Here is a 26078-nt window from a genome sequence, read left to right as displayed (position 1 = left end):
GGGTGTTGGGTCAATAATTAATGCCATTCAGGTAAGCAAGATCTTCCCGAATGGCATCTTTAATGAATAATTTCACAATCGCACTCCTGTCAGCTCCTCACTGAGCTCCCACAGTCGTGCAGCGGCAGCAGGGTCAATCGCATAGGGAAATACACCAAATGCCTTAGCTGGCGCCCGCTTACTTACATCATTCCCTCCCCTGGTTTTATCTTCCGTGGTCACGGGCGAAATATCACAATTTTCACAATACACGCCTCCCATGCCTTCCAGCTGTGGACTTACAGCGCACCAGACGCTGGTGGCCGCTCCCTGTTCAATGGTCTTTATCTGTCTTGAGGGATCAAGTATCAGTTTGCCGTCCTGATCAAAGACCCCAGCCTTTTGAAGTTCCTCCTGCGACATATATCGTTTCAGGTCAGTATCTGCAATACTTCCCGGATGTACGGCAAATGCACGGATGCCTTCTTCCCGGCCGCGCCGGTCGAGCTCCACTGCAAAGAGGACATTCGCTGTCTTTGACTGCCCGTAAGCCAGCCAGCGATCATACGCCCGCTGCTGAAAGTGCAGATCTTCAAACACCACCGGCGAATAACGATGTCCCCAGGAGGACAAGGCCACTACCCTGGCGCCGTTGGCGCGACGCAAAGCAGGCCAGAGCCGTACCGTCAGCTGAAAATGTCCCAAGTGGTTCGTGGCAAACTGTGACTCGTATCCGCGCTTGTCGAGCGTAAATGGATTGGCCATGGTCCCGGCATTATTGATCAAAATATGCAAAGGTCTTTCGCTCGCCAGGAACTTATCAGCAAAAGCATCAACAGCTAGTGGGTCCATCAGGTCAAGTGGACTTATCTCAACCCGCGCTATTCCCGTCAATGCCCTGGTGGCCTTCTCTGTGTCACGGGCCGGAACGATCACAGTAGCTCCTGCATGACTCAGCACTCTTGTTGTTTCTAAGCCAATACCAGCATAACCTCCGGTTACAATCGCCACTTTGCCGGATAGATCAATACCCTTAATTACTTCTGCGGCGGTAGATGCCCCATCAAAGCCTGAATCAATTGGTTCCTGTAAAGTCACTATTTTGTTCTTTTCCATAGATCAAATTTTCTGACTCAAAGGTAGATGAGCCGCCTATGGGAACTTTGTGCGCTTCAAACCAATATTTGTAAAAATCAAACCTGACGAAATGCCGAGGGCGAGAGCTTTACCCGCTTTTTGAAAAAGTTGTTGAAATGCGCCTGGTCTTCAAAGCCCAGTGCATAACTGATCTCCGCGATGTTCAGATTGGTATGTTTCAGCATGGCCTTCGCCTCTGCCATCAGCCGGTCAAAAATGTGGTCTGTAGTAGTTTTGCCGGTTTCTGTCTTTATTGCCCGGTTGAGGTAGTTGACATGAATAGAGAGCTTCTCTGCAAAGTCTTTGGGCGTACGGAGCAAGATAGGACCGGCAAATGCTTCGATGGGGAACTGTCGCTCCAACAGGTCTAAAAATGCTGTCGTAACACGTGCAGTGGCATTGGATTCTTTCAGGAGACTCCTCGAAGGCGCCAGCTTCATGGCATAGTAAACCAACTCACTGATGTAACTGCGTATCAGCTCATATTTGTAGACATAATCACTATTAAGCTCTCTCAGCATTTTCTCATACAGATCGATCACTTCTTTTAATGCCTCTCCTTCAAGCGGAAAGGCCGGACGGGCATCTGGCATAAAAAGCGGGATCTCATCCAGCTTCAGCCGCAGGCCTTCCCTGAAGAATTCATCTTTGAATACACAGGAATATCCCGAAACATCCTCGCGCAGGAGATCGAACGTATAGGGAACCCTTGAATTGAGGACCAGCAGGGTATCGTTACCAATTGTAATGCTCTGATCCCCAAAATGTAAGATCGCAGCACCGCGAAATAACATGATCTTATAGTAGTCACGGCGACTGTATGCCGAAACGCCTGGTTGCATACGTTCCTCTACCTTATAAACATTAAAATATGGGCCCGTGTACCCCTTGTTAGCCGGATCAACTGAATGGGCATCCCACAATTGAACTACCTCCGCCATGACCTTGTTTTTTTGCAAATATCAAACTTTTATCTTCACTCTCCGCAATTCCAGGAGGTTGAGCGCATTACTGGTGAAGCCCATTACATTTGGCTGTACAAGGTGAATGACCTGGTCATAGAACAAGGGCACTACCGGCGCATCGGCGACAATCATCCTGTCCATTTCCTGGTAAAGCAGGTAACGGAGGGAATCGTTATTTTCCCGGAGCGCCTGTTCATATAAGCGGTCAAAGGCAGGATTGGCATATCTTGTATAGTTGGGGGGAGTACCATTCTTACTATAGAACACTGCCAGGTAGTTCTCTGCATCTGCGTAATCTCCTATCCAGCTACCGCGGAAAAAGAGCGCCTGCGATTTGGCCGTCTGCTCCAGCAATAATGCTTTCTGCAATACCTCTACCTGTATCGGAATACCTACCTGTTGTAGCTGGTTCGCTACATAATTGGCATAATCTTCATAAACAGGGATCGACAGCAGATGCATGGCCGGTAGTCCGCGCCCTTCAGGGAAACCAGCCTCCCGCAACAATTGCCTTGCCCTTGCGGGATCATAGGTATATCCTTTTACTTTCCCGGTGTCGAATGAGGGCAGGCCCATAGGAATAAAACCAGCATTGGCCGGAGAGCCTATCCCATTCCGCAGATAAGTGATCATCCTGGTCCTGTCAATACTATAATTAATAGCCAGCCTGATTTTCTGCAGGCGGGATGGCGACATCTTTACCGCTGCCTTCGTACTGTCCAGCAGAAATCCCAGGTATTCAATGTTAAGGAAAGGACTTTTATCGAGCACCAGCTTTCCCTCCCACTCTTTCTTAAGCATCCCTTTTTTAGTGAGCACCTCGTCTTTAAAAGAAGCGTCAATATCATTCATGAAGTCCAGCTGTCCCTGGCGAAACAAGAGGAATTCTGTTGCCTTATTTTCCTGGAATGTGACCTTGACCGCATCGAGATATGGCAATGCATGGCCTGCACTATCTTTTTCGAAATAGCGGGGATTACGGTGCAGGACCAACGCTTGTCCTTCTTCCCAGAGGAAGAACGTAAAAGGCCCGGTACCGCAGGGATATTTCCGGAAATCCTTTCCGTATTTTTCAACAACTTCATGTGGTACAATGGAGCAATACTGCATACTGAGAATGCCCAGCACAGGGTGAAAGGGCTGCAGTAGCGTAAGCTGGAAGGTGGAATCGTCCAATGCCCGGAAGCCCGTATCGGGGTTCACCTTACCATTAAAGATCCAGGCGCCGGGAGACGCCGTGGCCGGGTCCATGATCCGTTTCAGGCTATAAACCACATCTGCGGCCGTCATCCTGCGGCCCTTACCATCTGCAAATGCTGCGTTGTCATGAAAGTGAACATCTGTGCGCAGGTGAAAGGTATAAGTCTTATAATCCGGCGCCACCTCCCAGCTGGTAGCCAGTGAAGGACGTATATGCAACTGATCGTCAGGCTCTACGAGGGTGTTATATAATTGCTTTACAGCCCAGATAACAGCCTGGTTTTTGGCAAATGCAGGATCGAGGGACGCTATGCCTTCCTGCATATTGTAACGGAACACCTGCCTTCCCGAAGTAGGCGGATGCCCGCAGGCGGCAAGCAGTGTGACTATTATTGATATGAAAATGAATCTCATGTACATGCGGACGTCTTACAGCCATCGGCTGGTACCCGCCTACCGTTCATGTATATCTGCATAAACCGTTAAGCATTAGTCATTCAGCGCGTAGGCATATTAAATGAAAATTAATACCTTTCCGCCATAAAATAAGATTTTCTATGCGAGGCATACTAATGCTTTTCCTGGTTTTGCTTACGGCGCTCACCGCCGGTGCCCAACATCAACAAACATTTACGCGTGCTGATTCCCTGCGTGGAACCATCGGCAGAGAACGCGCATGGTGGGATGTAAGATCCTACGACCTGCACCTAAAACCTAATATCAGCGACAGCACGCTTGAAGGCTACAACGTCATTACTTACAGGGTTCTGAAAGTAGACAGTATCATGCAGATAGATCTGCAGGAGCCACTGGAGATCGACAGTATTGCACAGGACAAACAATCACTCACCTATCAGCGGGAAGGTAACGCCATCTTTGTCAATATGGTTGCCAAAAAGCAACTGAAGGGTAAAGACAAAAAGATCACCATCTTTTATCATGGAAAACCACGGGTGGCTGTAAACCCACCATGGGACGGTGGGCTGATCTGGAGAAAAGATAACCAGGGCAGGCCGTGGGTGTCTACCGCCTGTCAGGGGCTGGGCGCCAGTGTATGGTGGCCTAACAAAGATCATCAGAGCGATGAGCCTAACAATATGACTATCAGCATCACAACGCCCCCTGACCTGGTAAACGTTTCTAACGGACGGCTGAAAAAGAAGGCAATGGACCGTGACGGGAATATCGTATGGACCTGGTATGTCAGCAATCCGATCAACAACTATGATGTGGCGATGAACATCGGGCACTATGCAGAATTCAAAGACACTTACTCCGGCGAAGGTGGTAAACTGGACCTGGACTACTGGGTACTTGATTACAATGTAGATACAGCTAAAACACAGTTTGCCGTAGTGAAGAACATGCTGAAATGTTTCGAAGCCTGGTTCGGTAAATACCCCTTCTATAAGGATAGCTATAAACTGGTGGAATCCCCTCACCTGGGCATGGAACACCAGAGCGCTGTGGCCTATGGTAATAAATTCCAGATGGGCTATAAAGGAACGGATCTTTCCGGCAGTGGCTGGGGATTGAAATGGGATTTCATCATTGTACACGAAAGTGGCCATGAGTGGTTCGGTAATAATATCACCACTAAAGACATCGCCGACATGTGGGTCCACGAGAGCTTTACCAACTATTCCGAGACGCTGTTCACTGAATGTGAGTATGGTCCGCAGGCTGCCTTTGAATATGTTACAGGTACCAGGAAGAACATCAGGAACGATGTCCCTATCATCGGACAATATGGTGTAAACAATGAAGGTAGTGGCGATATGTATTACAAAGGTGGGAATATGATCCACACCATTCGCCAGATCGTGAACAACGATTATGTATTCAGGGATATCCTCCGCGGATTGAACAAGACCTTCTGGCACCAGACGGTAACTACCCGGCAGATCGAAGAATACTTCAACGAAAAGACAAAAATGAACTTCAACAAGGTATTTGAACAATACCTGACACGCACTTCTATTCCTACACTGGAATATCATATAGAAGGTTCACAGCTGAAGTTCCGCTGGGTAACAGACGTTGAGAACTTTAACATGCCGGTAAAGGTAACATTGAGCGATAATGGATACCGTTTCATTTATCCCGGAAGAAACTGGCAATCAACGGGTATTACCCTGTCTGATCCGAAGAAATTCAAAGTAGATCCGAACTTTTATGTTAATGTGAAGGAGATCTAGGCTTACTTAATTGTTATTTGCACTGCGCTTTCGGTAGCAAAATATTTATAGCCCCGGACTTATTGGTCCGGGGTTTTATTTTTCCTTATGGTACTATTGATATTCACGCGAAGCTGCTTCGGTTTCAGCCTTATTCTCGTCCTTATTTCATCCTTATTTCCCCGGGTCCATATTTATTTCACAAGTTTAAACGCGTGGCTCCAGGTGCCTGTCCTGAATCCATATGCATACCAGAGTATACTCAGGGGCTCTATATTCCGGCTCATTTCAATCGTACCGATATCTACAATGTCCTTCCAGCCCATTTCATTCAGCAGGGTAGTTACCGCCATCTTCGCGGCACGTTTATTACCACAGATGAACATGGTAGGTGTTTCTTTTTCCGGTTCCTGCTGGGAGCGGAACATGGATTCGTGACCTATACAGCTGAGTGCTTTTACTACGTGGGCATCTGGCGGTAGCCATGCCTGTAGTTGTTCGCCTGCAGAATTGGTATGTCCGATGGAAAAGGTCAGTCGTCCCTGCGGGTCAGGCCCCTTACCGTCCAGGGGATTTGTGACGTCTACCACCACCTTATTCTTGAAATTCCAAAGGCCGGCGGCCTCGATGGCTTTCTGGGTTCCTGCCCAGCTGGTGCAGATGACCAGCAACTCTCCCTGGGCTGCTGCTTCCCGGAACGGGGCCGCCGTTACATGAGGGCCTCCCTTTTTCCTGATCCATTGCTGAAGGGATTCCTTTGCGGGATTGCGGGTACCGAGTATCACCTCATGACCCGCAGCGATCAATCCTTCCGTTAACGTAAGTCCGACAGGGCCACTACCCAGGATGCCAATTTTCATGTTGCAGGAGTTTGTGTGAACAGATGGGGTAACTAATATAAAGAAAAAAGCTGAATGAGGCGTCTAATTGCTTCAGTCTGACGACATTGATATGGGTAGGTATCGGATAAATGGATGTGGTATGCAATAATGTAATAATGGCGGACAGCTTATGCAGGTCCGCCATTACAGATGTATCGTGGCCATTTACATCAGGTAACTCAGGAACCGCTGCATGCCCTGTCGTTTGGCAGGGGTAAGCGGGTAACTGATGTTCTGCGTATAATAGGTGGTCAGATCATACAAAGGATAGGCATTCTCTGACACAACAGCGGGGATATTATGTATCCCGATACTATTGGCATTGCTGAATTCCTGGATAAATTCCACAGGCAGGGCCTTATTGCTGATCCATGCAGCAAATACGAAAGGGAGGCTCGTAAAGCGCATCCAATGCTCCGCCAGGTCATAGATAAAGGGCGATACATGACGCTGCGCCAATGCGCGGTCGCCAATCACCAGACCCGCGTCTGTATCCTTGATCTTGTCCTGGTAGTCGCCGGTGGTCTCGATCAGCTCTGCGTCCAGTTTCCAGTACTCACGCACCAGTACTTTCAGTAAAGCTACAGAAGTGCGGCTCTGGTAATCGAGGTAAATACGTTTGATCTCATTGAGAGGAACATCACTGAAAAGGCAAACAGAAGCAACAGGGCCTTCTGCACCAATACAATAATCAGAAATGATATGATATTCTTTCAGTTTTGGGATGATAGCCACCGGTACAAGGGCCACATCTACTTCTCCATCAATCAGCTGCTGGGCTATTCTGGCAGGGTAATCAACACTCAGTTCCAGCATCTTCATCACCGGGTGATCCCTGAATCCGTATAATAATGGCCTGGTATTCAAATAACTTACTGCCGCTACTTTTACTTTCCGTTCCAATTTCAGTAATTTTGCCGGCTAAATTAGGTAAAAAGTGATAAACGCTCACTTAATCAATTAACATTATGCAACTACAAGCTTTAACCGCCATTTCTCCGCTCGATGGTCGCTACCGGAGACAACTGGAAGAACTGGCTCCTTACTTTTCAGAATTTGCACTGATCCGTTACCGTGTGCTGGTAGAGATCGAATACTTCATCGCCCTGTCAGAGCAGAAGCTGTTCACCCTCTCAAAAGCACAGGTACCTGCTTTACGCAAGATCTACCAGGATTTTACCATAGAGAATGCACAGCTGATCAAAGAAACTGAAAAGGTGACCAACCACGATGTGAAAGCTGTAGAATATTTTGTTAAGAATGAGCTGAAAGCGCTTGGACTGGACGACAAACTGGAATGGGTGCATTTCGGGCTCACTTCCCAGGACGTTAACAACACGGCCACTCCGCTCTTCTGGAAAGAAGCAGTAGAACATGTATATATGCCTGCTATCGCCAACCTTGTGCTCGCCCTGAAAAAGATGGGCAAGTCCTGGATGAAGATTCCCATGCTGGCCCGTACCCATGGTCAGCCTGCTTCACCCACTATCCTGGGCAAGGAGATCCTGGTATTCGTTGAAAGACTGGAAGGTCAGGTAAAACTGCTGGGCGATATTCCCTTCGCAGCAAAATTCGGTGGCGCAACCGGTAACTTCAACGCTCACCACGTAGCATTCCCTAAGATCAACTGGGAGAAATTCGGCGATAAGTTCGTCAACAACACCCTGGGACTGCAACGTATGAAATACACTACCCAGATTGAGCACTATGACAATATCTCCGCTCAATTTGATACCCTGAAGCGTATCAATACGATCCTGATTGACTTCTGCCGTGATGTGTGGACATACATCTCCATGGATTACTTCAAGCAGAAGATCAAAGCCAATGAAGTGGGTTCTTCCGCTATGCCGCATAAAGTGAATCCGATCGATTTCGAGAACGCCGAAGGCAACCTCGGACTGGCAAACGCCATCTTCGAACACCTCAGCGCCAAACTGCCCATATCCCGCTTACAGCGCGACCTGACTGACTCCACCGTGTTGCGGAACGTAGGCGTACCATTCGGACACACTGTACTGGCACTGAAATCCATCCAGAAAGGCTTAGATAAACTGATCCTGAATGAAAGCAAACTGCAGGACGACCTGGAAAATAACTGGGCAGTTGTAGCAGAAGCTATCCAGACAGTATTGCGTCGTGAAAACTTCCCTAAACCATACGAGGCCCTGAAAGACCTCACCCGTGGCGGAGAACAGATCACACAGAAGACGATGCATAAATTCATTGACGGCCTGAAGATCAGCGCTTCGCTGAAGAAGGAGCTAAAAGCTATCACGCCGCAGAATTACACCGGCGTCTGGAGCTAAAACACGACATCGCCTGCATCAATGTATCGATGCAGATTGGACATTGCTACAGATTGGACATCGACAAACGAGAAAAATCGTATCAACACGGATTATAAATCAAGACGGATTACAAATAATGTCACATAACGCACACATTATCTGTAGTCCGTCTTGCATTTTAGCTGAAGGCCATAAACACCTGAACACTAACCATCCCCACCAACTACCCCAAAGTAGCGGAGGGTTTCAGATGGAGACCAGAGGGCCTTATCCCTTGGAGAGTGCTGATACGACATACCAGGGGTTTAATAAAAACAAAAAAGCCAAACACGCTTGACAAAGCTTAATAGAAAGGTACTCGAAAAGGGATACAGCCCGTGGTCCCATCTGAAGCCGCAGCAACGCACCAAACAACATCTTGCATTTTAGTGAAGCCCATAAACACCTGAACACTAACCATCCCCACCAACTACCCGAAAGTAGCGGAGGGTTTCAGATGGAGATCAGAGGACCTTATCCCTTGGAGAGTGCTGATACGACATACCAGGGGTTTAATAAAAACAAAAAAGCCAAACACGCCTGACAAAGCATAATAGAAAGGTACTCGAAAAGGGATACAGCCCGTGGTCCCATCTGAAGCCGCAGCAACGCCTCCACTAGAACGCATCCTCAAAATGCACCAACTCATACTCTCCATCCGGCTGAAAAGTAATCGCAATCACATCAAACCGGATTGCCGGCGGCAGGCGCGGTAGCTTCTCCATATACACATTCGCCGCCAACTGAATATGCCTCCGCTTCGCCGCATCCACCTGCCGCTCCGGCCAGCCGAAAAGATCACTCGCCAGCGTCTTGACCTCAAGAAACACGAGGCAATCCGGCTTCGCTGCGATAATATCGATCTCGCGCCGCCGATACCGCCAGTTTACCGCCAGAATTTTATATCCCTGCTGAAGAAGGAAATCCTTCGCTATCAGCTCCCCTTTTTTGCCCAAAGCTATATGGGATGCCATTGTTTTGACTATTTTTGTTCCTCCTTATAAGAATAGGACGACAACAGGTTAACAATTCCAGGAAAATACAAACATATTACGCATGAGCGAGAAGAAATTATTCAGATTGGAAGGTAAGGTTCAAAACTACGCATGGGGTGGATACCATTATATTCCCGCATTATTAGGTATTCCTGAAAACGGAAAACCAAGTGCAGAATACTGGATGGGTGCACACCAGAGCGCACCTGCTGTGATAGCAACCGGTACGCAGCCTTCCACGCTGGACCAGCTGGTAAAAGCCGCCCCTGAACAGGTGCTGGGGCCGAAGGTATGGAAGCGCTTCGGCGAATTGCCCTACCTGCTCAAGATCCTGGATGTAAAAGACATGTTGTCTATCCAGGTACACCCTACCAAAGCTGAAGCAGAAAAAGGATTTGCCAGGGAAAATGAAGCCGGTATTCCGCTGAATGCCCCTCACCGTAATTATAAGGATGCCAACCATAAACCTGAGATCATGGTGGCACTCAGCGAATTCTGGCTGCTGCATGGATTTTTGCCGGAAGATAAACTGAGAAAGGTATTACAGAGCGTAAAGGAATTCGCACCACTCGCTCCTGTATTTGAAAAAGAAGGCTACTACGGACTGTATAAAGCCGTAATGGAAATGCCGCAAGCTGAAGTGAATACGATGTTGCGCCCACTGGCAGAAGTTGTTGCAGCAGCATATAAAAGTGGCAGCCTGTCGAAATCTGACCCTGCATTCTGGGCAGGAAGAGCGATCGTAAACGATCCACAGGGACTGGAAAACCTGGACAGAGGGATCTTCTCTATCTATTTCTTTAACATCATGGAAGTACACCCCGGACAGGCCGTGTTCCAGGACGCAGGTATACCCCATGCATACCTGGAAGGTCAGAACGTGGAGCTCATGGCCAATTCCGACAATGTATTGCGCGGCGGACTGACGCCTAAACATATTGATGTACCCGAATTGTTGAAACATACCCGTTTCGAACCCGTACATCCAAAGATCCTCAGCGGCGAAAGTGTAAGCGGCGGACTGGAAACTATTTACCACTCTCCCGCGCCGGATTTCGTGGTAAGCCGTATCGCTATGCAGAACGGTCAGCGTTATGAGCATACCAGCGAGGCGACAGAGATCATGCTGGTAATGGAAGGCGCTGCTGAGATCACTGAAGCGGGCGGAGAAACAATTGCCCTGCAGAAAGGTCAGGCTGTAGTGGCGTACTACAATACTTCATACAGTATCGTAAGTAAGGCAGGCGTTGTGATCTTTAAAGCAAGTGTGCCTGTTCAATCTATTTAAAATCAACTATCTTTGGTTTAAATAATCAACCCATTATGAAAAAGGATTCCATCCGGGAAATACTGATCGTTGCCATGCTGATATTCCTGTCTGCATTATGTCGCATTTTCACGAACCAGATAGGTCTGTGGAACTTTAACGCCATTGGGGCAGCAGCATTATTTGGCGGTATTGTACTGAAAGATAAACGCCTGGCGTATGTCATTCCGTTATTGTCTTTATTTCTGTCTGACGTTTTCCTGCAATGCTTCACCAGCATACATGCACTGGACCGTGATTACCTGGGACAATTGCTGTTCGTATATGGCGCATTCCTGCTGATTACGTGGATAGGTACACTGATAAAGAAAGTGAACGTACTGACTTTACTGTTATCGTCTATCGGTACAGGCGTACTGTTCTTCCTGATCTCCAATTTCGGCACATTTATTACCACCGACCTGTATCCTAAAACAGGCGCTGGTCTGTTAGCCTGTTATGCAGCTGGTATTCCTTTTTACCAGTCAGATAATATGTTCAGCAGCTTCGCCCTGAATGGCCTGATGGGTAATGTGTTCTTCACCGCCGTATTGTTTGGCGCCTGGGCTGCCATAAAACAAGTAGCGATCACGCCGAAACGCCAATTGGCATAATAGGTAAGTAATAATACTAAAATGGCCGGCTGAGAGCGTTCTCTGCCGGCCATTTTCTTTGCATAAAAAAGCGACCGGTTTCCCGGCCGCTTTAATTTCCCAAATTTGATATAAACCGCGCCTTAGTCATCCAACTTGAGTACAGCAAGGAACGCTTCCTGCGGTACTTCCACATTACCAATCTGGCGCATACGCTTTTTACCTTCTTTCTGTTTTTCCAGCAGCTTACGTTTACGGGAGATGTCACCACCATAACATTTGGCCGTTACATCCTTACGCATAGCGCTGATAGTTTCACGGGCCAGGATCTTGGCACCTACAGCTGCCTGGATAGCGATCATGAATTGCTGACGTGGCAGCAGTTCTTTCAGCTTCTCACACAGCTTACGGCCGAAGTCCTGCGCACGGCTGCGGTGAATCAGGGCGCTGAGCGCATCCACCTTATCGCCATTCAGGAGGATATCCATCTTTACGATATCGCTGTCACGGTAACCGATCGGTGAATAATCGAAGGATGCATAACCACGGGTCTGGCTCTTCAGTTTATCATAGAAATCGAACACGATCTCCGTCAAAGGCATTTCAAATATCAGTTCCACCCTGGAAGGTGTCAGATAGCTCTGGTTGAGCAGGATCCCTCTCTTACCCAGGCACAGTGTCATGATATTACCGATGTAATCGGGTTTGGTGATGATCTGTGCCTTAATGAACGGTTCCTCGATGCGTTCAAGCTTACTGGGATCCGGCATTTCGGAAGGGTTGTTCACGATAATGGTTTCCTTCCTGGTAGTGTGGGCAATGAAGCTTACGTTCGGTACAGTGGTGATCACTGTCTGGTTGAACTCCCTTTCGAGACGTTCCTGGATGATCTCCATGTGCAGCATACCCAGGAAGCCGCATCGGAAACCGAAGCCAAGGGCCTGGGAAGTTTCCAGTTCGAAGGTCAGGGAGGCATCGTTCAGCTGGAGTTTCTCCATGCAGTCGCGCAGCTCCTCGAAATCTTCTGTATTCACCGGGAAGATACCTGCGAATACCATGGGCTTAACCTCTTCGAAACCGTTGATCGCTTCCTGGCTTGGATTTGCACTCAGCGTGATGGTATCGCCCACCTTCACCTCTTTGGCGTTTTTGATACCGGTGATGATATATCCTACATCACCCGTTTTAACGGTTTGCGTAGGCTGGAGGCCCAGTTTGAGGATACCTACTTCATCAGCATAGTATTCCTGGTCGGTATTGAAGAATTTAACTTTATCGCCTTTTTTGATGGACCCGTTGAATATCCTGTAGTAAGCAATGATACCGCGGAAAGAGTTGAACACGCTGTCGAAGATCAACGCCTGCAGCGGAGCTTCAGGATCGCCTTTCGGAGCAGGAATACGTTTTACAATCGCCTCCAGGATCTCCTCAATACCGATACCGGTTTTACCTGAAGCCAGCAGGATCTCCTCCTCCTTACAACCGATGAGCTCTATGATCTGGTCTTTTACCTCCGGGATCATCGCGCCCTCCATATCGATCTTGTTGATCACCGGAATGATCTCCAGGTCATTTTCCAGCGCCAGGTAAAGGTTGGAAATGGTCTGAGCCTGAATACCCTGGGCGGCATCTACGAGGAGTAATGCACCTTCACAGGCTGCCAGTGCACGGGATACCTCATAGGAGAAGTCCACGTGACCGGGAGTATCGATCAGGTTAAATACATATTGCTGTCCTTCATGAATATAATTCATCTGGATAGCGTGACTTTTGATAGTGATCCCTTTTTCTCTTTCGAGGTCCATGTCATCCAGTACCTGAGCCTGCATGTCCCTGTCGGAAATGGTTTTGGTATGTTCTAACAGCCTGTCAGCCAATGTACTTTTACCGTGGTCGATGTGTGCAATGATGCAAAAATTCCTGATATTCTTCATATATGCTTTTAAAACCAGGCGTTTAACGCCCCGCGTCAAGCCGCAAAGGTATTTAAATTTTGCTATTCCCGGATGGGTGACCCTGTCGTATTTGATACTATTTTGTCTACATTTAATGTTAAAAAGTTCCATGGATCTACAACAACAGTTCGAAGCTGCCGCTGCAGCCAGCAAAACCCTCTCTCAAAAACCTGATAATGAAACACTTCTGCAATTATACTCCCTCTATAAACAAGGAACCGAAGGCGATGTAAACACAGATCCTCCCACCAATCTTTTTGATTTTGTAGCCAAAGCAAAATATGATGCCTGGCAGAAGCTGAAAGGCAAGTCTAAGGAAGAGGCCCAACAGGAATATATTACATTGGTAACCAGGCTGAAAGGATAAGTCCCTGAAAAATATCCCTGCGCATAATGTGCCAGACAAAGGTCGTTCAGGTATATAATGCGCCTGGCATGACTGAAGGCTTCCTGCGGTCAATGGATAAACCGCTGCAAGGTGTCCATGCGCATACTGTGGCAGACAAAGGGTCATTCAGGTATATGATGCGCCTGGCATGCCTGAAAGGCTTCCTGCGGTCAAATGGATAAACCGCTGCAAGGTATCCATGCGCATAATGTGGCAGACAAAGGTTTGTCCAGGTATATATGCGCCTGGCATGTCTGGAAGGTTACCTGAAGTTAATGATCATAGTCGCGCAATTCTTTTACAGTAAAATGCCGTCAGTAAGATGATATTACAGACTTTACGGCTTGTTTTCCGCTCCTGATTCTAATACATGAGCTGTATTGTGTACCTTTGAAGCGTTATGTTACACGCATCTAAGATTACTGAAAGAACACAGCATTTCCTTGACCTGGAAGAACAGTATGGCGCCCATAATTACCATCCACTGCCTGTAGTACTGAACCGGGGAGAAGGGGTATTTCTCTGGGATGTGGACGGAAAGCGTTATTACGATTTCCTCTCAGGCTATTCTGCTGTAAACCAGGGCCATTGTCACCCCACGATCATCCGTGCCCTTATTGAACAGGCACAGCAACTGACCCTGACCTCCCGTGCATTCCACAGCGATCTGCTGGGCGAGTATGCGGCCTTTATTACTGAATTCTTCGGCTACGACAAGGTACTGCCCATGAACACTGGCGTAGAGGCGGTGGAAACGGCACTGAAGCTATGCCGTCGCTGGGGCTATGTGGTAAAAGGCATCCCGGAAAACCAGGCAAAGATCATCGTATGTGCCAACAATTTCCACGGACGGACACTGAACGTTATTTCCTTTAGTACAGATCCTTCTTCCCGGACCGACTTTGGTCCTTTTATGCCGGGTTATGAGATCATCCCCTATAATAACCTGCCAGCCCTTGAAAAGGCACTGCAGGATAAAAACGTTGCCGGTTTCCTGGTAGAACCAATCCAGGGAGAGGCAGGCGTAATGGTGCCCGACGATGGTTACCTGTCGAAAGCCCGTCAGTATTGTGAAGACGCCAATGTGCTCTTCATTGCCGACGAGATCCAGACAGGGCTGGCCAGAACAGGCAAAATGCTCTGTTGCGATCATGAAAACGTGCGTCCTGACATCCTGATACTCGGTAAAGCCCTTTCCGGAGGAACATTACCTGTAGCCGCCGTCCTGGCAGATGATGAGATCATGCTCACCATTAAACCCGGAGAACATGGCAGCACTTACGGTGGCAATCCGCTGGCCTGTAAAGTAGCCATTGCGGCGCTGACAGTCCTGAAGGAAGAGCACATGATGGAGAATGCTGCCGCCATGGGAGAGCTCCTGCGACAGGAACTCAAGGCCCTCAATTCGCCCCATATCAGTACCATCCGTGGTAAGGGGCTACTAAATGCAATCGTGATCAGGCACGAACATCCGGAAGCCGCCTGGGATCTATGCCTGGCGCTCAAGGATAACGGGCTGCTGGCAAAACCGACGCATGGCGACAAGATCCGGTTTGCACCTCCCCTTTTGATCACCGCTGCCCAGATCAGGGAAGCCGTACAGATCATTGGCAAAAGCCTCGAAACATTATAGCTGAAATACCATAGCCGCGCATGTCTAAACAACAGAAAGCCATCCGCAGCAGCGGTTGGAGAACAGATTTCCTGATAGGATTTCCTGACGGATTATTACTTCTATTTTTCACAACCTTCCTGTTGCATGGCCTGCCTGTCAGTGTACAGCAATTCTACACCCTGAATTGCTGCATATGGGTAGCCGGAAGTGTACTAGTAATGATCAGTGCTTACCAGGCCAACCGCGGCGATCTGCAGCATGATGAAAGCACTTTATCGCCCGAAGAACGGCAGAAACTGGAGCGCCTGAACATCAGTGAGCCCATCATAGAAAATATCGCCGCGGAAATGCAAAAGGATGCCGTGCAATGGGAAGAAACCCTGGCATCGCAACAGGTACAGGAAAAACATTTCAACCTTGCAGCAGCCCTCCGCAGCGGCCTTCTGACGGGCATCTTCTTCCTCTTTGGCGGTTTGATCCCTTTTTTACCCTATCTGCGCAATGAACAATTTACCCCGGCAGCCAATACAAGCGTGCTTTATGTGTTCATTGCCATCACCATATTCAGTTTCATCAAATCAAAAATGACCAGCCAGCCCACCATCCCGATTATACTCCGGAACCTTGCCTATGGAGGCGCGGTATGGCTGGGTGCGTATATAATTTTATTGGTGTTTAGATAAACCATGGGGGCATATTATTTACCTGGGGTAAAAGGTATGTATTGAACACACGCACATTATCAGCGGGAGGTGAAACGTATGTATCCAACATGCAAATTATCACCCTGGGTTGAAACGTCTGTATTGAACACACGTACCTTATCACCCCGGGTTAAAACCCGGGGCTACAAACACTCGCCCACCTACGGCGGGCGCCTCTACTAACGGACGCCCAACCATCCCAATCCCCCAATGTAGCGGAGGGTTTCAGGTGGAGACCCAAGGGCCTTATCCCTTGGAGAGCGCTGATACGACCTGCCAGGGGTTTAATAAAACCCAAATGCCAAACACGCTTGATAATGCTAAATAGAAAGGTACTCGGAAAGGGATACAGCCCGGGGTCCCACCTGAAGCCGCAGCAAACACCCACAACCACCCAAAAAACAACAAACATTATCGTCCCCGCTTGCAAACACTCGCCCACCTCCGGCGGGCGCTTCTACTAACGGACGTCCAACCATCCCAAAGCACCCCAAAGTAGCGGAGGGTGGAGACACAAGGGCCTTATCCCTTGGAGAGCGCTGATACGACCTGCCAGGGGGTTAATCAACATCCAAATGCCAAACGCGCTTGATAATGCTAAATAGAGAGGTACTCGGAAAGGGATACAGCCCGGGGTCCCACCTGGAACCGCAGCTACATCCCCGCCACAAACAACAACAAAACATAATCGCCCTCACAATTGTAACACTCGAAAAAAAAGCCCCGCGAAACCCGCGAGGCTCTATTAAGAAATGATATTGCCATCACTCAACCGGCGCCTTCTTCCCGCCATTACTCAAAATCACACATACAAACGCCGCAATCGCCGCAACCACCGACAAATACAACCCAATCTCCCGCTCAGGGCACTCCCCCATCTCACATCTCGAAAACAGCATGAAATTCCTGAACGTCCACGCCGACAAAAACGCCGCCACAAAAAGATTCACCCTTGCAGACCATTTCCCCGGCACAAGGAACAACACCCCTGCAATCACTGCCACAAAGATATTCAGCTTCCCTGGTTCACCGAAAGAAGAGCCGGCAGTATTCATACCGGTAAAGGCTAAATGTTTGCTCTCGATGGTCAGCCAGGGCAGGAATGCGCTGATGATCACGACAGCTACCGAAATTAATCCGAAGATAGTTGGTTTGTTCATAATAAATTTATCTCGCTCCCGGAGGACAATGTTCTTTCAAATAGTTAGTATACAGGGTGGACAGGTGTTTGAAGGTACCCTCACCTTCACTGATACTGTGTGTACGGTTAGGATAAGACATGAACTGGAACTGCTTCCCGTTCCGGATCAGTGCATTCTGCAGTAACTCTGCATTCTGATAATGCACGTTATCATCACCGGTACCATGGATGTACAGCAGGTTCCCTACGAGGCCCTGGGTATAGGTCACAGGTGAGCCTTTGATATAGTCTTCACGGGTCTCCTGTGGCAGGCCCATATACCGTTCCTGGTAGATGTTGTCGTAAGTAAAGAGGCTGCCTACAGCGGCAATAGCAATACCGGTTTTATAGATCTGCGGATAGCGGAACAGCAGGTTCAGTGTCATACCACCGCCACCGCTCCAGCCCCATACTGCAACGCGGGAAGTATCGAGGTAACGGTGACGCTTAAACAATTCCTGTGCACCGGCAGCCTGGTCACGTACGTTCACCTGGCCAACATTACGGTAGATGCTCTTACGCCATTGACGGCCCTTAGGCAATGGCGTGCCCCTGTTGTCCATAGAGATGTAAATGTAGCCGTCTGCCGCCATATCGCCGTTATAGATGAAGTTACGACCCGCACCATACTGGTCTCTGGCAGTAGCAGCAGCAGGTTCGCCATATACATAAAATACAACAGGATATTTCTTTGTTGAGTCAAAGTTGAGGGGACGAGCCATCCAGCCATCCATGGTAACACCTTCCGGCGTTGTTACACGGAAGAACTCCTGGCGTGGAGCAAACCTGGAAGTCTGCAGCTCCATGGCAATATTGGTCTTCAGATCATCTTTATGCGTTGGTAAAAATACCAGCTCACTGTGAGGCTGAAAGAAATGATTAGAGAAATCATGCACCGCCCACTGTGCATCCGGAGAGATGTCATAGTCATGCGTACCTTCTTCAATGACAGGAGATACTCTTTCAGGAGTGCCCTTACCATCCAGGGATACTTTATAAAGATATTGCTGGGTAGGATTATCAGGAGACGCCAGCACATATGCCAGGTTGTTCTTCTCATCTATCCGCAGCAGGTTGATGATATCGTAATCGCCGGGAGTGATCAGCGTTTCCTTACCATTCATATCCACGCTATACAGATGCCGCCAGCCATCTTTTTCACTCACCCATATGAAAGACTTGCCGCCGTTGGTCCAGTCCCATCCTGTGAGTTCATTGTTCCAGCGGGAACGGATATCTATCCAGGCAGCATCACTTTCTTTGTAGATCTGTTTAGTCTTGCCGGTAGCCGGGTCTGCAACGTACAATACGCTTTCATTCTGTTTCCTGTTCAGCTGTTGTAATACCAGGCCGGTACGTGCAGGATTCCATTCTACACGGGTGATGTAGTGCTGTTGCGGATCGCCGGGCACCTGTAACCAGGTGGTTTTGGCAGTAGCGATATCTACAACACCTACACGACAGGAAGAAGGGCTCTCCCCTGCTTTCGGATATTCCACCGGCACTGTGTAGGAGTATAGTGAATCCGTATTGTCCATCATCAGGAAGTCCCTGATCTTACGGGCATCGATCTGCCAATAGGCAATCGAGCGACTGTCAGGGCTCCAGCGGAAGCCATCACGACAATCAAACTCCTCTTCATAAGCCCAGTCAAAGGTGCCGTTGATCAGACGACGGTTACCATCTTTCGTGAGGGCTTTGATCTTCCCGCTGAGGATATCTTCTACGTATAAGTTATGTTCACTGACATAAGCCACCTGTTTCCCATCAGGAGATATTTTCGCAAACATGAGGGAAGAGGCGGGTAATCCTTTACCCAGTTGTTGCAGTTTTCCACTGGGCACATCCAGTAACCAGTAGTCGCCCCTGGTTTTATATCGCCAGACTTTCTGCGATTTTGTGTAGATCAGCCACTTATTTTCATCAGGCGTGTAAGAGAAATCTTCCACCTGTATGGCTGGCTGTCCCTTTGGTGTCAGCAGGCTGCTGGGTACCCTGACGCTTTGTCGCCCATCCTTTGCGTGATAGCTGGTAATACTGGTGCCATTGGCCTCATAAATAGACTGTCCGTCCTTGCCCCATTTGGTTTGCTTCCAGGGTTGAGCACTGGCTTTCACCGCCAGCAGGCAGACTAAAATAGTAAGTGCCCTGCTGCCGGGACAACTGAAATAACGTAAACGCATTATGTCTGGTAAATTTGAAACGGCAAGATAAATCATTGGGCTCAAATGACCCGTTCCACTTGTGGAAAACTTATTGTGGAAAAGTTTTATACAAGTGAAATACAACAAGTTATTAGTTAAATTTATATATTTATAGCGTTAAATTGCGCATGAAAATTGCTGAGATCATACAGTGAATGATTGTCGAATATATATAGTCTAATTTAACCAATATATCATTTTCTTAATATCCTCTGAAAAACAAATTTATCATGATCCAGGTAACATATACCTACAAAAACCGCGAATTCCTCCAGTTGGAAGACAATTTTATGAATCAGCTCGCCCAGTTGGGAGTTCGTCAGATGCATGCACTATTGGAACCCTTATCAGATTCTCTGGTGAATGAAAACGGTAAGATCCGTATCAATCTTGATCAGCATCCTAAAATAGAGCTGGAAGGCTTCAGCAATCCTGTAAAGGACCAGATAGAAATGGTATTACGGGGGGAGTAGATCAGCGTACCTCCACATCTGCCAGTTTATAAAAGGTGGCATGACGGAGGGGCTGCATCGGACGATGTTTGAATTCGCTCCATACTTTGGTAAATGCAGCTCCATAGTAGAAGATAATGGCGCTATAGAAGATAAACAGCATCAACAGCACCGCGGAGGCAGATGCCCCATAAAGGATCCCAATATTGCCCCCATACAGCAAGCGGCGTAAGACCAGTTTCCCTATACTGAATAAAATTCCTGTGAGCAAAGCTCCCGAGAATGCAACTTTCCACGTAGGTCGTGCATCAGGCAGATATCGGAACAAGACCGCAAACCAGGTTGTCACGATCAGTAATGACACCAGTTGCGGAAATACCCCGCTGAAAACAAATGCAGCGCGGGGGAATATGTCATTGACATAACTGCCCAGAAATGCCTGCACACTTTCTGCTAACAGGCTGGCCAGGAAAAGGATACCGGTGGCGCCTATTACCACCAGGGAACGTAAGCGGTCTACCAGCGACTGCAGAAAACCTGCCTTGCCTGTCAACCGGATCATCCATAGCTGGTTCAGGGAGCTTTTGATGACCTTCAGCAAGGTAGTTGCTACAAACAGCAGGAAAATAAACAGTATAATAGCTACAGGCCAGGTCTGCGCCAATCCGCGGAACCCTCTCAGTGTAACCACCACTTGTTCTGCGCTTTCGCGTCCGACCAGTTCTCCCAGCCGCATGATCAGCTGCCTGCCGATAGACCGGCGATTGAACAACAATCCCAGTACCTGCACAAGGATCAATAAAATAGGTGGAAGCGCGAAACTGGCAAAAAAAGCAGTTGCCCCGGCCAGGCGTAGGGGATCATTTTTTTGTAATACCTGGAAAGCTACGCGAAGCGTATGTATAAGACTTTTGATATACTCTCTGGACATTATTGCGAAAATATGGTCCGCTCTTTAAACAATAAAAACCATGCCTTTTTACCGGCATGTCCCATCCCGGTTACCGGCTAAGAACGTAAAAATGTTGTGTTACCTGCACCCTGTCAGGTATCGTAGTGTTGTCAAATATCAGTGTATGGAATTGGAATGTACTGTCAGTAATATGTGTAACCTCGCACAACGTACTGTCCAGGCGGAAATAAACACTGGATAACGCTTCGTACGACATCGAATCCAGCCGGTTCTCCAGGTATTGCAAAGCCTCCCCCTTCCCGCGATCTATACGGAAATCCAGGTAGTTGGCCGTACCGGGATAGTCATTGACCTCATAATGTGTATAGGCCGTATCACCATTTTCCAGCGTATATTCTTTCTCAACAATCTGATGGATATACCATTTTCCATCGTAATCTGGTTGGCGGACGGTTGTGTCTTCTTTCTTACAGGCAGCCAGTGTAAGCAGGGCTGGAACCAGTAGTCTCTTCATGGAACGATTGATTGTCAGGCACTAAATTACTATAAAACGGCCGTTCTTCTGAAAAGTTACATCTCAGCACCTTCGGCCTTGTCCTTTTTACCCCCTAAGCGGATCTTTACCTTGCCATCTTCTCCATCCGTCGCATGTAAATGCAATACAATACCCTTCCTGCGCCTGTTCTTTTTTTCTTCTTTATCAACAATATCCTCATCCCTCTTCGGATTACGGAGCGGCACAGTGATGTACATGTCCGTACCCTTTGTGATGGCATAAACGCCCGATACGTCCATATACAGCGCACTTGAATTGATCTGCATTGGCGGAATGATGATCTTGTTCCCCTGCAATGTCAATGTATTTTTCAGGTTCTCAAATGTGATATTGTCGAGGTTCCGGCCGCGGAATATCAGACCGCCAATATTCTCCAATGGGGCGAAATGTATCAGCGCCCCGTTCCGCAGGTTAAACGCCAGCGTGCCGTATATCGACTGAGGCGCCATCTTTCCGTTATCTTTTATGTTGCCACTTACCGCTGCAGTGGCGGAAAAGACGCCTTTCAGATTTTTCGCTCCCAGCGACTGCATACCGAAATTGTCGAATGCATGAAAAAGCTGGTCCACCTGTACATTCTTAATATCTGCATTCACCTTAAAACGGTTATTAATGCCATCCTGCGTCATAGTGCCTTTCATATTGATATTGCCCCCTGCGTGGGAGAATGATACGCCCTGCAGATGAATATCCGATTCCTTCAATGAAAGCGCTGCCCTCACCTGCTGCGCAGTGAAATTGCCATATGTCAGTTTGTCGAGTAAAACGTCCATGTTGATATTGCAGCTGTTTAACATCACGTCCAGCTGACTGGCTATCCTGCTCATATTCCGGCGATTGGCGACCGCCCGCGCACGTTTTCCCTGTTTCCGCTTTCCAAGGAAAGACCGGAACTCGTCCAGGTCTATACCGGTACTGCGTACCTTCCAATCGAGCTCCAGCTTCTCCGGCGCAGAAAAGTAAAGCCGCGTAATGTTTCTCACACTTCCCTCCATTTGCAGGTTGCTTTTCCGCGTGCGGATGGTAATATCCTGCAGGAAAAGATCCTGCCCGTTAAAAGCCAGCAGCGCATGACAGCCGCTGAACTGCAGGTTGCGCGGCGTATACTCCATCTCCCCTTCTTTCAATGCTACAGTACCTTTGAGATAAGGTAAGATGGTATCGCCTGCGGTGATGCCTCCCTTGTAATACAGCGCCGCTACCGCTGTTCCGCCTGTGAAGCGGAATACGCCATCCTCACCCTGCGCCTCGTTCAGATCTGTAAGCGGGAAAGCAGAGCGGAAATAGCCTGTCAGGGTCGGATGTTTCAGATTGGTGATCCTGACCGTATCAGCAGATACGGGGAGACTATAAAGTTTCGCTTTCAGGCCATAAAAACTGATCACGGAGTTCTCGTCCACTCTCGGCTCGCCCGCCATCCATTCATTGGAAAAACTGCCCGCAAAACTGCATTGCTGCAATTCCATGCCTTTGGTGGTAACCACATTGTCTTTGGTCTTCCAGGTAACATATACCGAAGGTTTATCACCCGGCTGCATATGTCCGCTCAGGCGGGCTTCTGCGTCCAGCGGGTTCTCCATATTGATGCTATCCAGTTTGGATGATATCCTGGGCGTAAGCAGGGATGCTGCCAGCCGCAGGGGGATCTGGTCTGCGATGATATGTAATGTAAAGGGCCGTGGTTGTTCCCCGAAAGAGAAAGACGCGCCCACGGAAATGGTTTGTCCGCCTATACGCAAAGCCTGCTGCGGAATATCCAGCGTTTTCCTGGCCCTGTTATACCGGATCTCCAGCGCCGTCTGCAGCGGTTTATCTTTCAGGTAGCTTCCCTTTTCTGTGTTGAACGCAAGGCTACGCACGCGGAGTGAAGTGTTCATATTACAAACCCAGCCGGAGTCATTGTTCCGGAAACTACCTTTCAGACTGGCAATATCGAAACTGAACAATTTATGTTTCTGCTGGTTCTCTATTACAAAGCGGATATCAGATAATTGCAACCGGGTAATGTCTGCGCCCTTTCCGTTCCTGTTCTTTTCAGCTCCCGCGCTGGTATTCCGCTTCAGGATGCTGGTATTGCTATAACCGGTGCTATCGGTGAACAGGTAAATACTGCCTTTTTCGAGGGTGATCTGCCGTACATCCAGTTGTTTTCTGAGTAATGAGAAAGTATTTACTTTTACGAAAATGCGTGCTACCTCCAGCAACTGATGCTGATGCGTATTCCACAGACTATCCTTTATACTCACCCCTTCCAGGGCCACAGAAACGTTTGGGAAACTACGTACCAGCGAAGGCTCCATGTCTTTTATCAGCAGTGTTCCCCCATGTAGCCTGTCATTCAGCCGGTCGCTGATCTGTTGCAGAATGTCGGCCTTGTTATGACGGATGTATAAGGCAAGCCCCAGCCATAGTAGTATCAACAAACCAAGCAGGCTGCCAAGAACAATCAGGGGTATACGAAGCCTTTTCTGCATGAGGGGTATTTACGTGAACAACAGGAGGTTTTAGTTTTAATTAACACAAAATGTGCCGTAGTTGATCTTGTTGGAATGGCTTTTGTGTCTCAATGAATCACATATGGAAAGACATACTTATCAGACGGGCATCATTGGCAATTGTGCCTACCTCGCACATGTCAATTTGAACACTAATATAGACTGGCTTTGCTGGCCACGGATGGACAGCTCCTTTATTTTTGGCGCCATGCTGGATCCGGGTAAGGGGGGCGAGTTTTCCATTCTTCCTTCCGGGGACTATACATCAAAGCAGTACTATCTTGAAAATACCAATATCTTATGTACCGAGATCACCAGTGAAAGCGGCAGGTACCGTATTACGGATTTTGCCCCCCGCTTTTACCAGTATGAACGGTATTTCAAACCACTGATGCTGATCCGTAAAGTGGAGGCCCTGGAGGGCAATCCACGTGTCCGGGTGAAATGCCAGCCGGTATGCGATTACGGCAGTGGTTTCCTCAAAGCCCAGCGCGGCAGCAATCATATAGAGTTCCTGGGCTGTGAAGAGAGCCTGCGCCTCACCACCAATATACCCATGAGCTACCTTTTCGAGGGGGAACATTTTGTGCTTAACGAGGATAAATATTTGCTGCTTAGTTACGGCAATCCCCTCGAAGCACCGCTGAACAGTACTGCGGAACGCTTCCTCCGGGAAACGACCGTCTACTGGCGTACATGGATCAAGCATTCCAATATCGCCGATTTCTACCAGCCTGCCGTGATACGCTCCGCCCTCACCCTGAAGATCCACCAGTACGAAGACACCGGCGCCATTATCGCTGCCAGCACCACCAGCCTGCCGGAATACCCCGGTAGTGGCCGTAACTGGGACTATCGCTATTGCTGGCTGCGGGATACTTTTTATGTGATCACCGCACTGAACCATATCGGTCATTTCGAGGAAATGGAAAAGTACTTCAGTTATGTGGCCGATATCTCATTTTCGGGCGATTACCGCTATCAGCCTTTATATGGCATTACAGGCAAAAAGAACCTGGTAGAACAGATACTCCCTCACCTGAACGGATACCTCGGCAATCAGCCCGTACGTATCGGTAATCAGGCGTATGAACATATTCAGAACGACATCTACGGACAGGTACTTATTTCCATGTTGCCGCTGTATACCGATCACCGTTTTGTTTTCTCTGAACGAAAGGACTCCACCTGGTGGATAGAATACCTGTTGAGCAAAATAGAGCACACGATCGATGAAAAAGATGCAGGCATCTGGGAATTCCGCAATTTCGCCAACATACACTGTTATAGTAATCTCTTCCAATGGGCTGGCTGCTCCGCTGCGGAGAAAATGGCCCGCACCATCGGCAATGAACAGCTGGCCGAAAAAGCAGTGGCTCTCAAAAACCGGGCGGCTGCACATATAGAAAGCTGTTACGATCCTGTAAGGAAAGTTTATACCAATGCTGCCGGCAGTCAGCACCTGGATGCCAGCACCCTGCAGCTCATCATGATGAACTACCTCGATCCTGCATCTGAAAAAGCCAGGGATCATCTGGCTGCGCTGGAAAAAGAGCTGAAAACGCCGCAGGGCCTTTTCTACCGTTACCTGCATTCCGACGATTTCGGTAAGCCAAAAACTACCTTTCTCGTCTGCGCTTTCTGGTACGTAGAAGCGCTTGCCTGTGTTGGACGGGTGGACGATGCCGTCCGTGAATTCCAGAACCTGTTACAATACGCCAATCACCTGATGCTGTTTAGTGAAGATGTGGATGAAGAAAATGGCAGCCAATGGGGCAACTTCCCGCAGGCCTATAGTCACGTGGGATTGATGAACGCTGCTTACCGCATCGCTATGAAACGGGACGTACCGATCTTTCTTTCCAAATAAAGACAGCAATTGCAGATGTGTAGTTCATCTTTATTCGTTCGATGCATGATCTGTATTGGCCCCTGCATGTACCGTGTTCCGTCCGGTATCCAAAGTGAAAAGAGAATGTATCAAAAAATAAATGAACATCCTTAGAGCCGCTTAAATGGCTACCTGGTTCCACCAGGTACCAAAATGAAAAGA

22 protein-coding genes are annotated in these 26078 nt (G+C 48.3%); 10 read left to right on the top strand and 12 right to left on the bottom strand.

The genetic code is table 11. The features are described 5' to 3' along the window. Positions 1–72: 72 nt before the first annotated feature. From MYF79_RS18345 to MYF79_RS18335, 3 genes are all read right to left on the bottom strand, one after another. The gene (locus MYF79_RS18345; protein ID WP_247809099.1) at positions 73–1095 is read right to left on the bottom strand and encodes an oxidoreductase; all 1023 of its coding nucleotides are present in this window, start codon (positions 1093–1095) and stop codon (positions 73–75) included. Positions 1096–1172: 77 nt separating this feature from the next. Further along, on the bottom strand, positions 1173–2057 hold the full coding sequence (locus MYF79_RS18340; RefSeq protein ID WP_247809098.1) for a helix-turn-helix domain-containing protein: 885 nt from the start codon (positions 2055–2057) through the stop codon (positions 1173–1175). 21 nt (positions 2058–2078) lie between these two features. Continuing rightward, positions 2079–3695 (bottom strand): ABC transporter substrate-binding protein, encoded by a 1617-nt coding sequence (locus MYF79_RS18335; RefSeq protein WP_247809097.1) that lies wholly within the window; start codon positions 3693–3695, stop codon positions 2079–2081. A gap of 143 nt (positions 3696–3838) precedes the next feature. On the opposite strand from MYF79_RS18335, the gene MYF79_RS18330 reads away from it, so the two are divergent. Beyond that, positions 3839–5479, top strand: a complete 1641-nt coding sequence (locus MYF79_RS18330; protein WP_247809096.1) for a M1 family metallopeptidase — start codon at positions 3839–3841, stop codon at positions 5477–5479. A 173-nt stretch (positions 5480–5652) separates the two neighbouring features. Here MYF79_RS18330 and MYF79_RS18325 read toward each other — a convergent pair whose 3' ends face one another. Beyond that, the gene (locus MYF79_RS18325; RefSeq protein WP_247809095.1) at positions 5653–6318 is read right to left on the bottom strand and encodes an NADPH-dependent F420 reductase; all 666 of its coding nucleotides are present in this window, start codon (positions 6316–6318) and stop codon (positions 5653–5655) included. Positions 6319–6504: 186 nt separating this feature from the next. Continuing rightward, positions 6505–7242, bottom strand: coding sequence for a menaquinone biosynthetic enzyme MqnA/MqnD family protein (locus MYF79_RS18320; protein ID WP_247809094.1), 738 nt, complete (start codon positions 7240–7242; stop codon positions 6505–6507). 65 nt (positions 7243–7307) lie between these two features. On the opposite strand from MYF79_RS18320, the gene purB reads away from it, so the two are divergent. Further along, a complete protein-coding gene (gene purB / locus MYF79_RS18315) occupies positions 7308–8648 on the top strand; it encodes an adenylosuccinate lyase (protein ID WP_247809093.1) in 1341 nt (446 codons plus the stop codon). 638 nt (positions 8649–9286) lie between these two features. Here the strand turns inward: purB and MYF79_RS18310 are convergent. Next, positions 9287–9643, bottom strand: coding sequence for a YraN family protein (locus MYF79_RS18310; RefSeq protein WP_247809092.1), 357 nt, complete (start codon positions 9641–9643; stop codon positions 9287–9289). Positions 9644–9725: 82 nt separating this feature from the next. On the opposite strand from MYF79_RS18310, the gene manA reads away from it, so the two are divergent. Together manA and MYF79_RS18300 are read left to right on the top strand one after the other, a co-directional pair. After that, positions 9726–10952, top strand: coding sequence for a mannose-6-phosphate isomerase, class I (gene manA, locus MYF79_RS18305; RefSeq protein ID WP_247809091.1), 1227 nt, complete (start codon positions 9726–9728; stop codon positions 10950–10952). Between the two features lie 35 nt (positions 10953–10987). Further along, on the top strand, positions 10988–11584 hold the full coding sequence (locus MYF79_RS18300; protein WP_247809090.1) for a DUF6580 family putative transport protein: 597 nt from the start codon (positions 10988–10990) through the stop codon (positions 11582–11584). Positions 11585–11706: 122 nt separating this feature from the next. On the opposite strand, the gene lepA is transcribed toward MYF79_RS18300, so the two are convergent. Then, a complete protein-coding gene (lepA, locus tag MYF79_RS18295; RefSeq protein ID WP_247809089.1) occupies positions 11707–13497 on the bottom strand; it encodes a translation elongation factor 4 in 1791 nt (596 codons plus the stop codon). Between the two features lie 130 nt (positions 13498–13627). Here lepA and MYF79_RS18290 point away from each other — a divergent pair, with 130 nt between their 5' ends. The 4 genes from MYF79_RS18290 (at position 13628) to MYF79_RS18275 (ending at position 16204) form a co-directional block, all read left to right on the top strand. Further along, the gene (locus MYF79_RS18290) at positions 13628–13885 is read left to right on the top strand and encodes an acyl-CoA-binding protein (RefSeq protein ID WP_247809088.1); all 258 of its coding nucleotides are present in this window, start codon (positions 13628–13630) and stop codon (positions 13883–13885) included. 26 nt (positions 13886–13911) lie between these two features. Then, positions 13912–14088 (top strand): hypothetical protein, encoded by a 177-nt coding sequence (locus MYF79_RS18285; protein WP_247809087.1) that lies wholly within the window; start codon positions 13912–13914, stop codon positions 14086–14088. 218 nt (positions 14089–14306) lie between these two features. Further along, positions 14307–15539: an ornithine--oxo-acid transaminase gene (gene rocD, locus MYF79_RS18280; RefSeq protein ID WP_247809086.1), complete on the top strand. Its 1233-nt coding sequence runs from the start codon at positions 14307–14309 to the stop codon at positions 15537–15539. Positions 15540–15559: 20 nt separating this feature from the next. Further along, positions 15560–16204 carry a VIT1/CCC1 transporter family protein gene (locus tag MYF79_RS18275; protein ID WP_247809085.1) on the top strand — a complete coding sequence of 215 codons (645 nt, stop codon included), beginning with the start codon at positions 15560–15562 and terminating at the stop codon, positions 16202–16204. A 785-nt stretch (positions 16205–16989) separates the two neighbouring features. Here MYF79_RS18275 and MYF79_RS18270 read toward each other — a convergent pair. Both MYF79_RS18270 and MYF79_RS18265 read right to left on the bottom strand, forming a co-directional pair. Further along, on the bottom strand, positions 16990–17385 hold the full coding sequence (locus tag MYF79_RS18270; protein WP_247809084.1) for a hypothetical protein: 396 nt from the start codon (positions 17383–17385) through the stop codon (positions 16990–16992). A 7-nt stretch (positions 17386–17392) separates the two neighbouring features. After that, positions 17393–19588 carry a S9 family peptidase gene (locus tag MYF79_RS18265; protein ID WP_247809083.1) on the bottom strand — a complete coding sequence of 732 codons (2196 nt, stop codon included), beginning with the start codon at positions 19586–19588 and terminating at the stop codon, positions 17393–17395. A 251-nt stretch (positions 19589–19839) separates the two neighbouring features. On the opposite strand from MYF79_RS18265, the gene MYF79_RS18260 reads away from it, so the two are divergent. Further along, on the top strand, positions 19840–20082 hold the full coding sequence (locus MYF79_RS18260) for a hypothetical protein (RefSeq protein WP_247809082.1): 243 nt from the start codon (positions 19840–19842) through the stop codon (positions 20080–20082). A 1-nt stretch (position 20083) separates the two neighbouring features. Here the strand turns inward: MYF79_RS18260 and MYF79_RS18255 are convergent, their stop codons facing one another. The 3 genes from MYF79_RS18255 to MYF79_RS18245 form a co-directional block, all read right to left on the bottom strand. After that, entirely contained in the window at positions 20084–20992 is a 909-nt protein-coding gene (locus MYF79_RS18255) for a YihY/virulence factor BrkB family protein (RefSeq protein WP_247809081.1), read from the bottom strand. Positions 20993–21062: 70 nt separating this feature from the next. Next, positions 21063–21488: a hypothetical protein gene (locus MYF79_RS18250; RefSeq protein ID WP_247809080.1), complete on the bottom strand. Its 426-nt coding sequence runs from the start codon at positions 21486–21488 to the stop codon at positions 21063–21065. 56 nt (positions 21489–21544) lie between these two features. Next, positions 21545–24004, bottom strand: coding sequence for an AsmA family protein (locus tag MYF79_RS18245; RefSeq protein WP_247809079.1), 2460 nt, complete (start codon positions 24002–24004; stop codon positions 21545–21547). Positions 24005–24107: 103 nt separating this feature from the next. Between MYF79_RS18245 and MYF79_RS18240 the strand changes: the two genes are divergently transcribed. Then, on the top strand, positions 24108–25895 hold the full coding sequence (locus tag MYF79_RS18240) for a glycoside hydrolase family 15 protein (protein ID WP_247809078.1): 1788 nt from the start codon (positions 24108–24110) through the stop codon (positions 25893–25895). Positions 25896–26078 lie beyond the last annotated feature (183 nt).

The sequence above is a fragment of the Chitinophaga filiformis genome (genome assembly GCF_023100805.1).
In the GTDB taxonomy this organism is placed as follows: Bacteria; Bacteroidota; Bacteroidia; order Chitinophagales; family Chitinophagaceae; genus Chitinophaga; species Chitinophaga filiformis_B.
Note: the sequence above shows the minus strand (reverse complement) of the source record. Positions and strands in the feature narration are given on the sequence as shown.

Coding starts and splice junctions, on each gene's coding strand:
- MYF79_RS18240 (WP_247809078.1), top strand. CDS start 24,108: ATGGAAAGACATACTTATCAGACGGGCATCATTGGCAATTGTGCCTAC.
- MYF79_RS18290 (WP_247809088.1), top strand. CDS start 13,628: ATGGATCTACAACAACAGTTCGAAGCTGCCGCTGCAGCCAGCAAAACC.
- MYF79_RS18250 (WP_247809080.1), bottom strand. CDS start 21,488: ATGAAGAGACTACTGGTTCCAGCCCTGCTTACACTGGCTGCCTGTAAG.
- rocD (WP_247809086.1), top strand. CDS start 14,307: ATGTTACACGCATCTAAGATTACTGAAAGAACACAGCATTTCCTTGAC.
- MYF79_RS18255 (WP_247809081.1), bottom strand. CDS start 20,992: ATGTCCAGAGAGTATATCAAAAGTCTTATACATACGCTTCGCGTAGCT.
- purB (WP_247809093.1), top strand. CDS start 7,308: ATGCAACTACAAGCTTTAACCGCCATTTCTCCGCTCGATGGTCGCTAC.
- MYF79_RS18300 (WP_247809090.1), top strand. CDS start 10,988: ATGAAAAAGGATTCCATCCGGGAAATACTGATCGTTGCCATGCTGATA.
- MYF79_RS18325 (WP_247809095.1), bottom strand. CDS start 6,318: ATGAAAATTGGCATCCTGGGTAGTGGCCCTGTCGGACTTACGTTAACG.
- MYF79_RS18335 (WP_247809097.1), bottom strand. CDS start 3,695: ATGAGATTCATTTTCATATCAATAATAGTCACACTGCTTGCCGCCTGC.
- MYF79_RS18285 (WP_247809087.1), top strand. CDS start 13,912: ATGTGCCAGACAAAGGTCGTTCAGGTATATAATGCGCCTGGCATGACT.
- MYF79_RS18310 (WP_247809092.1), bottom strand. CDS start 9,643: ATGGCATCCCATATAGCTTTGGGCAAAAAAGGGGAGCTGATAGCGAAG.
- MYF79_RS18260 (WP_247809082.1), top strand. CDS start 19,840: ATGATCCAGGTAACATATACCTACAAAAACCGCGAATTCCTCCAGTTG.
- MYF79_RS18275 (WP_247809085.1), top strand. CDS start 15,560: ATGTCTAAACAACAGAAAGCCATCCGCAGCAGCGGTTGGAGAACAGAT.
- manA (WP_247809091.1), top strand. CDS start 9,726: ATGAGCGAGAAGAAATTATTCAGATTGGAAGGTAAGGTTCAAAACTAC.
- lepA (WP_247809089.1), bottom strand. CDS start 13,497: ATGAAGAATATCAGGAATTTTTGCATCATTGCACACATCGACCACGGT.
- MYF79_RS18265 (WP_247809083.1), bottom strand. CDS start 19,588: ATGCGTTTACGTTATTTCAGTTGTCCCGGCAGCAGGGCACTTACTATT.
- MYF79_RS18330 (WP_247809096.1), top strand. CDS start 3,839: ATGCGAGGCATACTAATGCTTTTCCTGGTTTTGCTTACGGCGCTCACC.
- MYF79_RS18345 (WP_247809099.1), bottom strand. CDS start 1,095: ATGGAAAAGAACAAAATAGTGACTTTACAGGAACCAATTGATTCAGGC.
- MYF79_RS18340 (WP_247809098.1), bottom strand. CDS start 2,057: ATGGCGGAGGTAGTTCAATTGTGGGATGCCCATTCAGTTGATCCGGCT.
- MYF79_RS18245 (WP_247809079.1), bottom strand. CDS start 24,004: ATGCAGAAAAGGCTTCGTATACCCCTGATTGTTCTTGGCAGCCTGCTT.
- MYF79_RS18270 (WP_247809084.1), bottom strand. CDS start 17,385: ATGAACAAACCAACTATCTTCGGATTAATTTCGGTAGCTGTCGTGATC.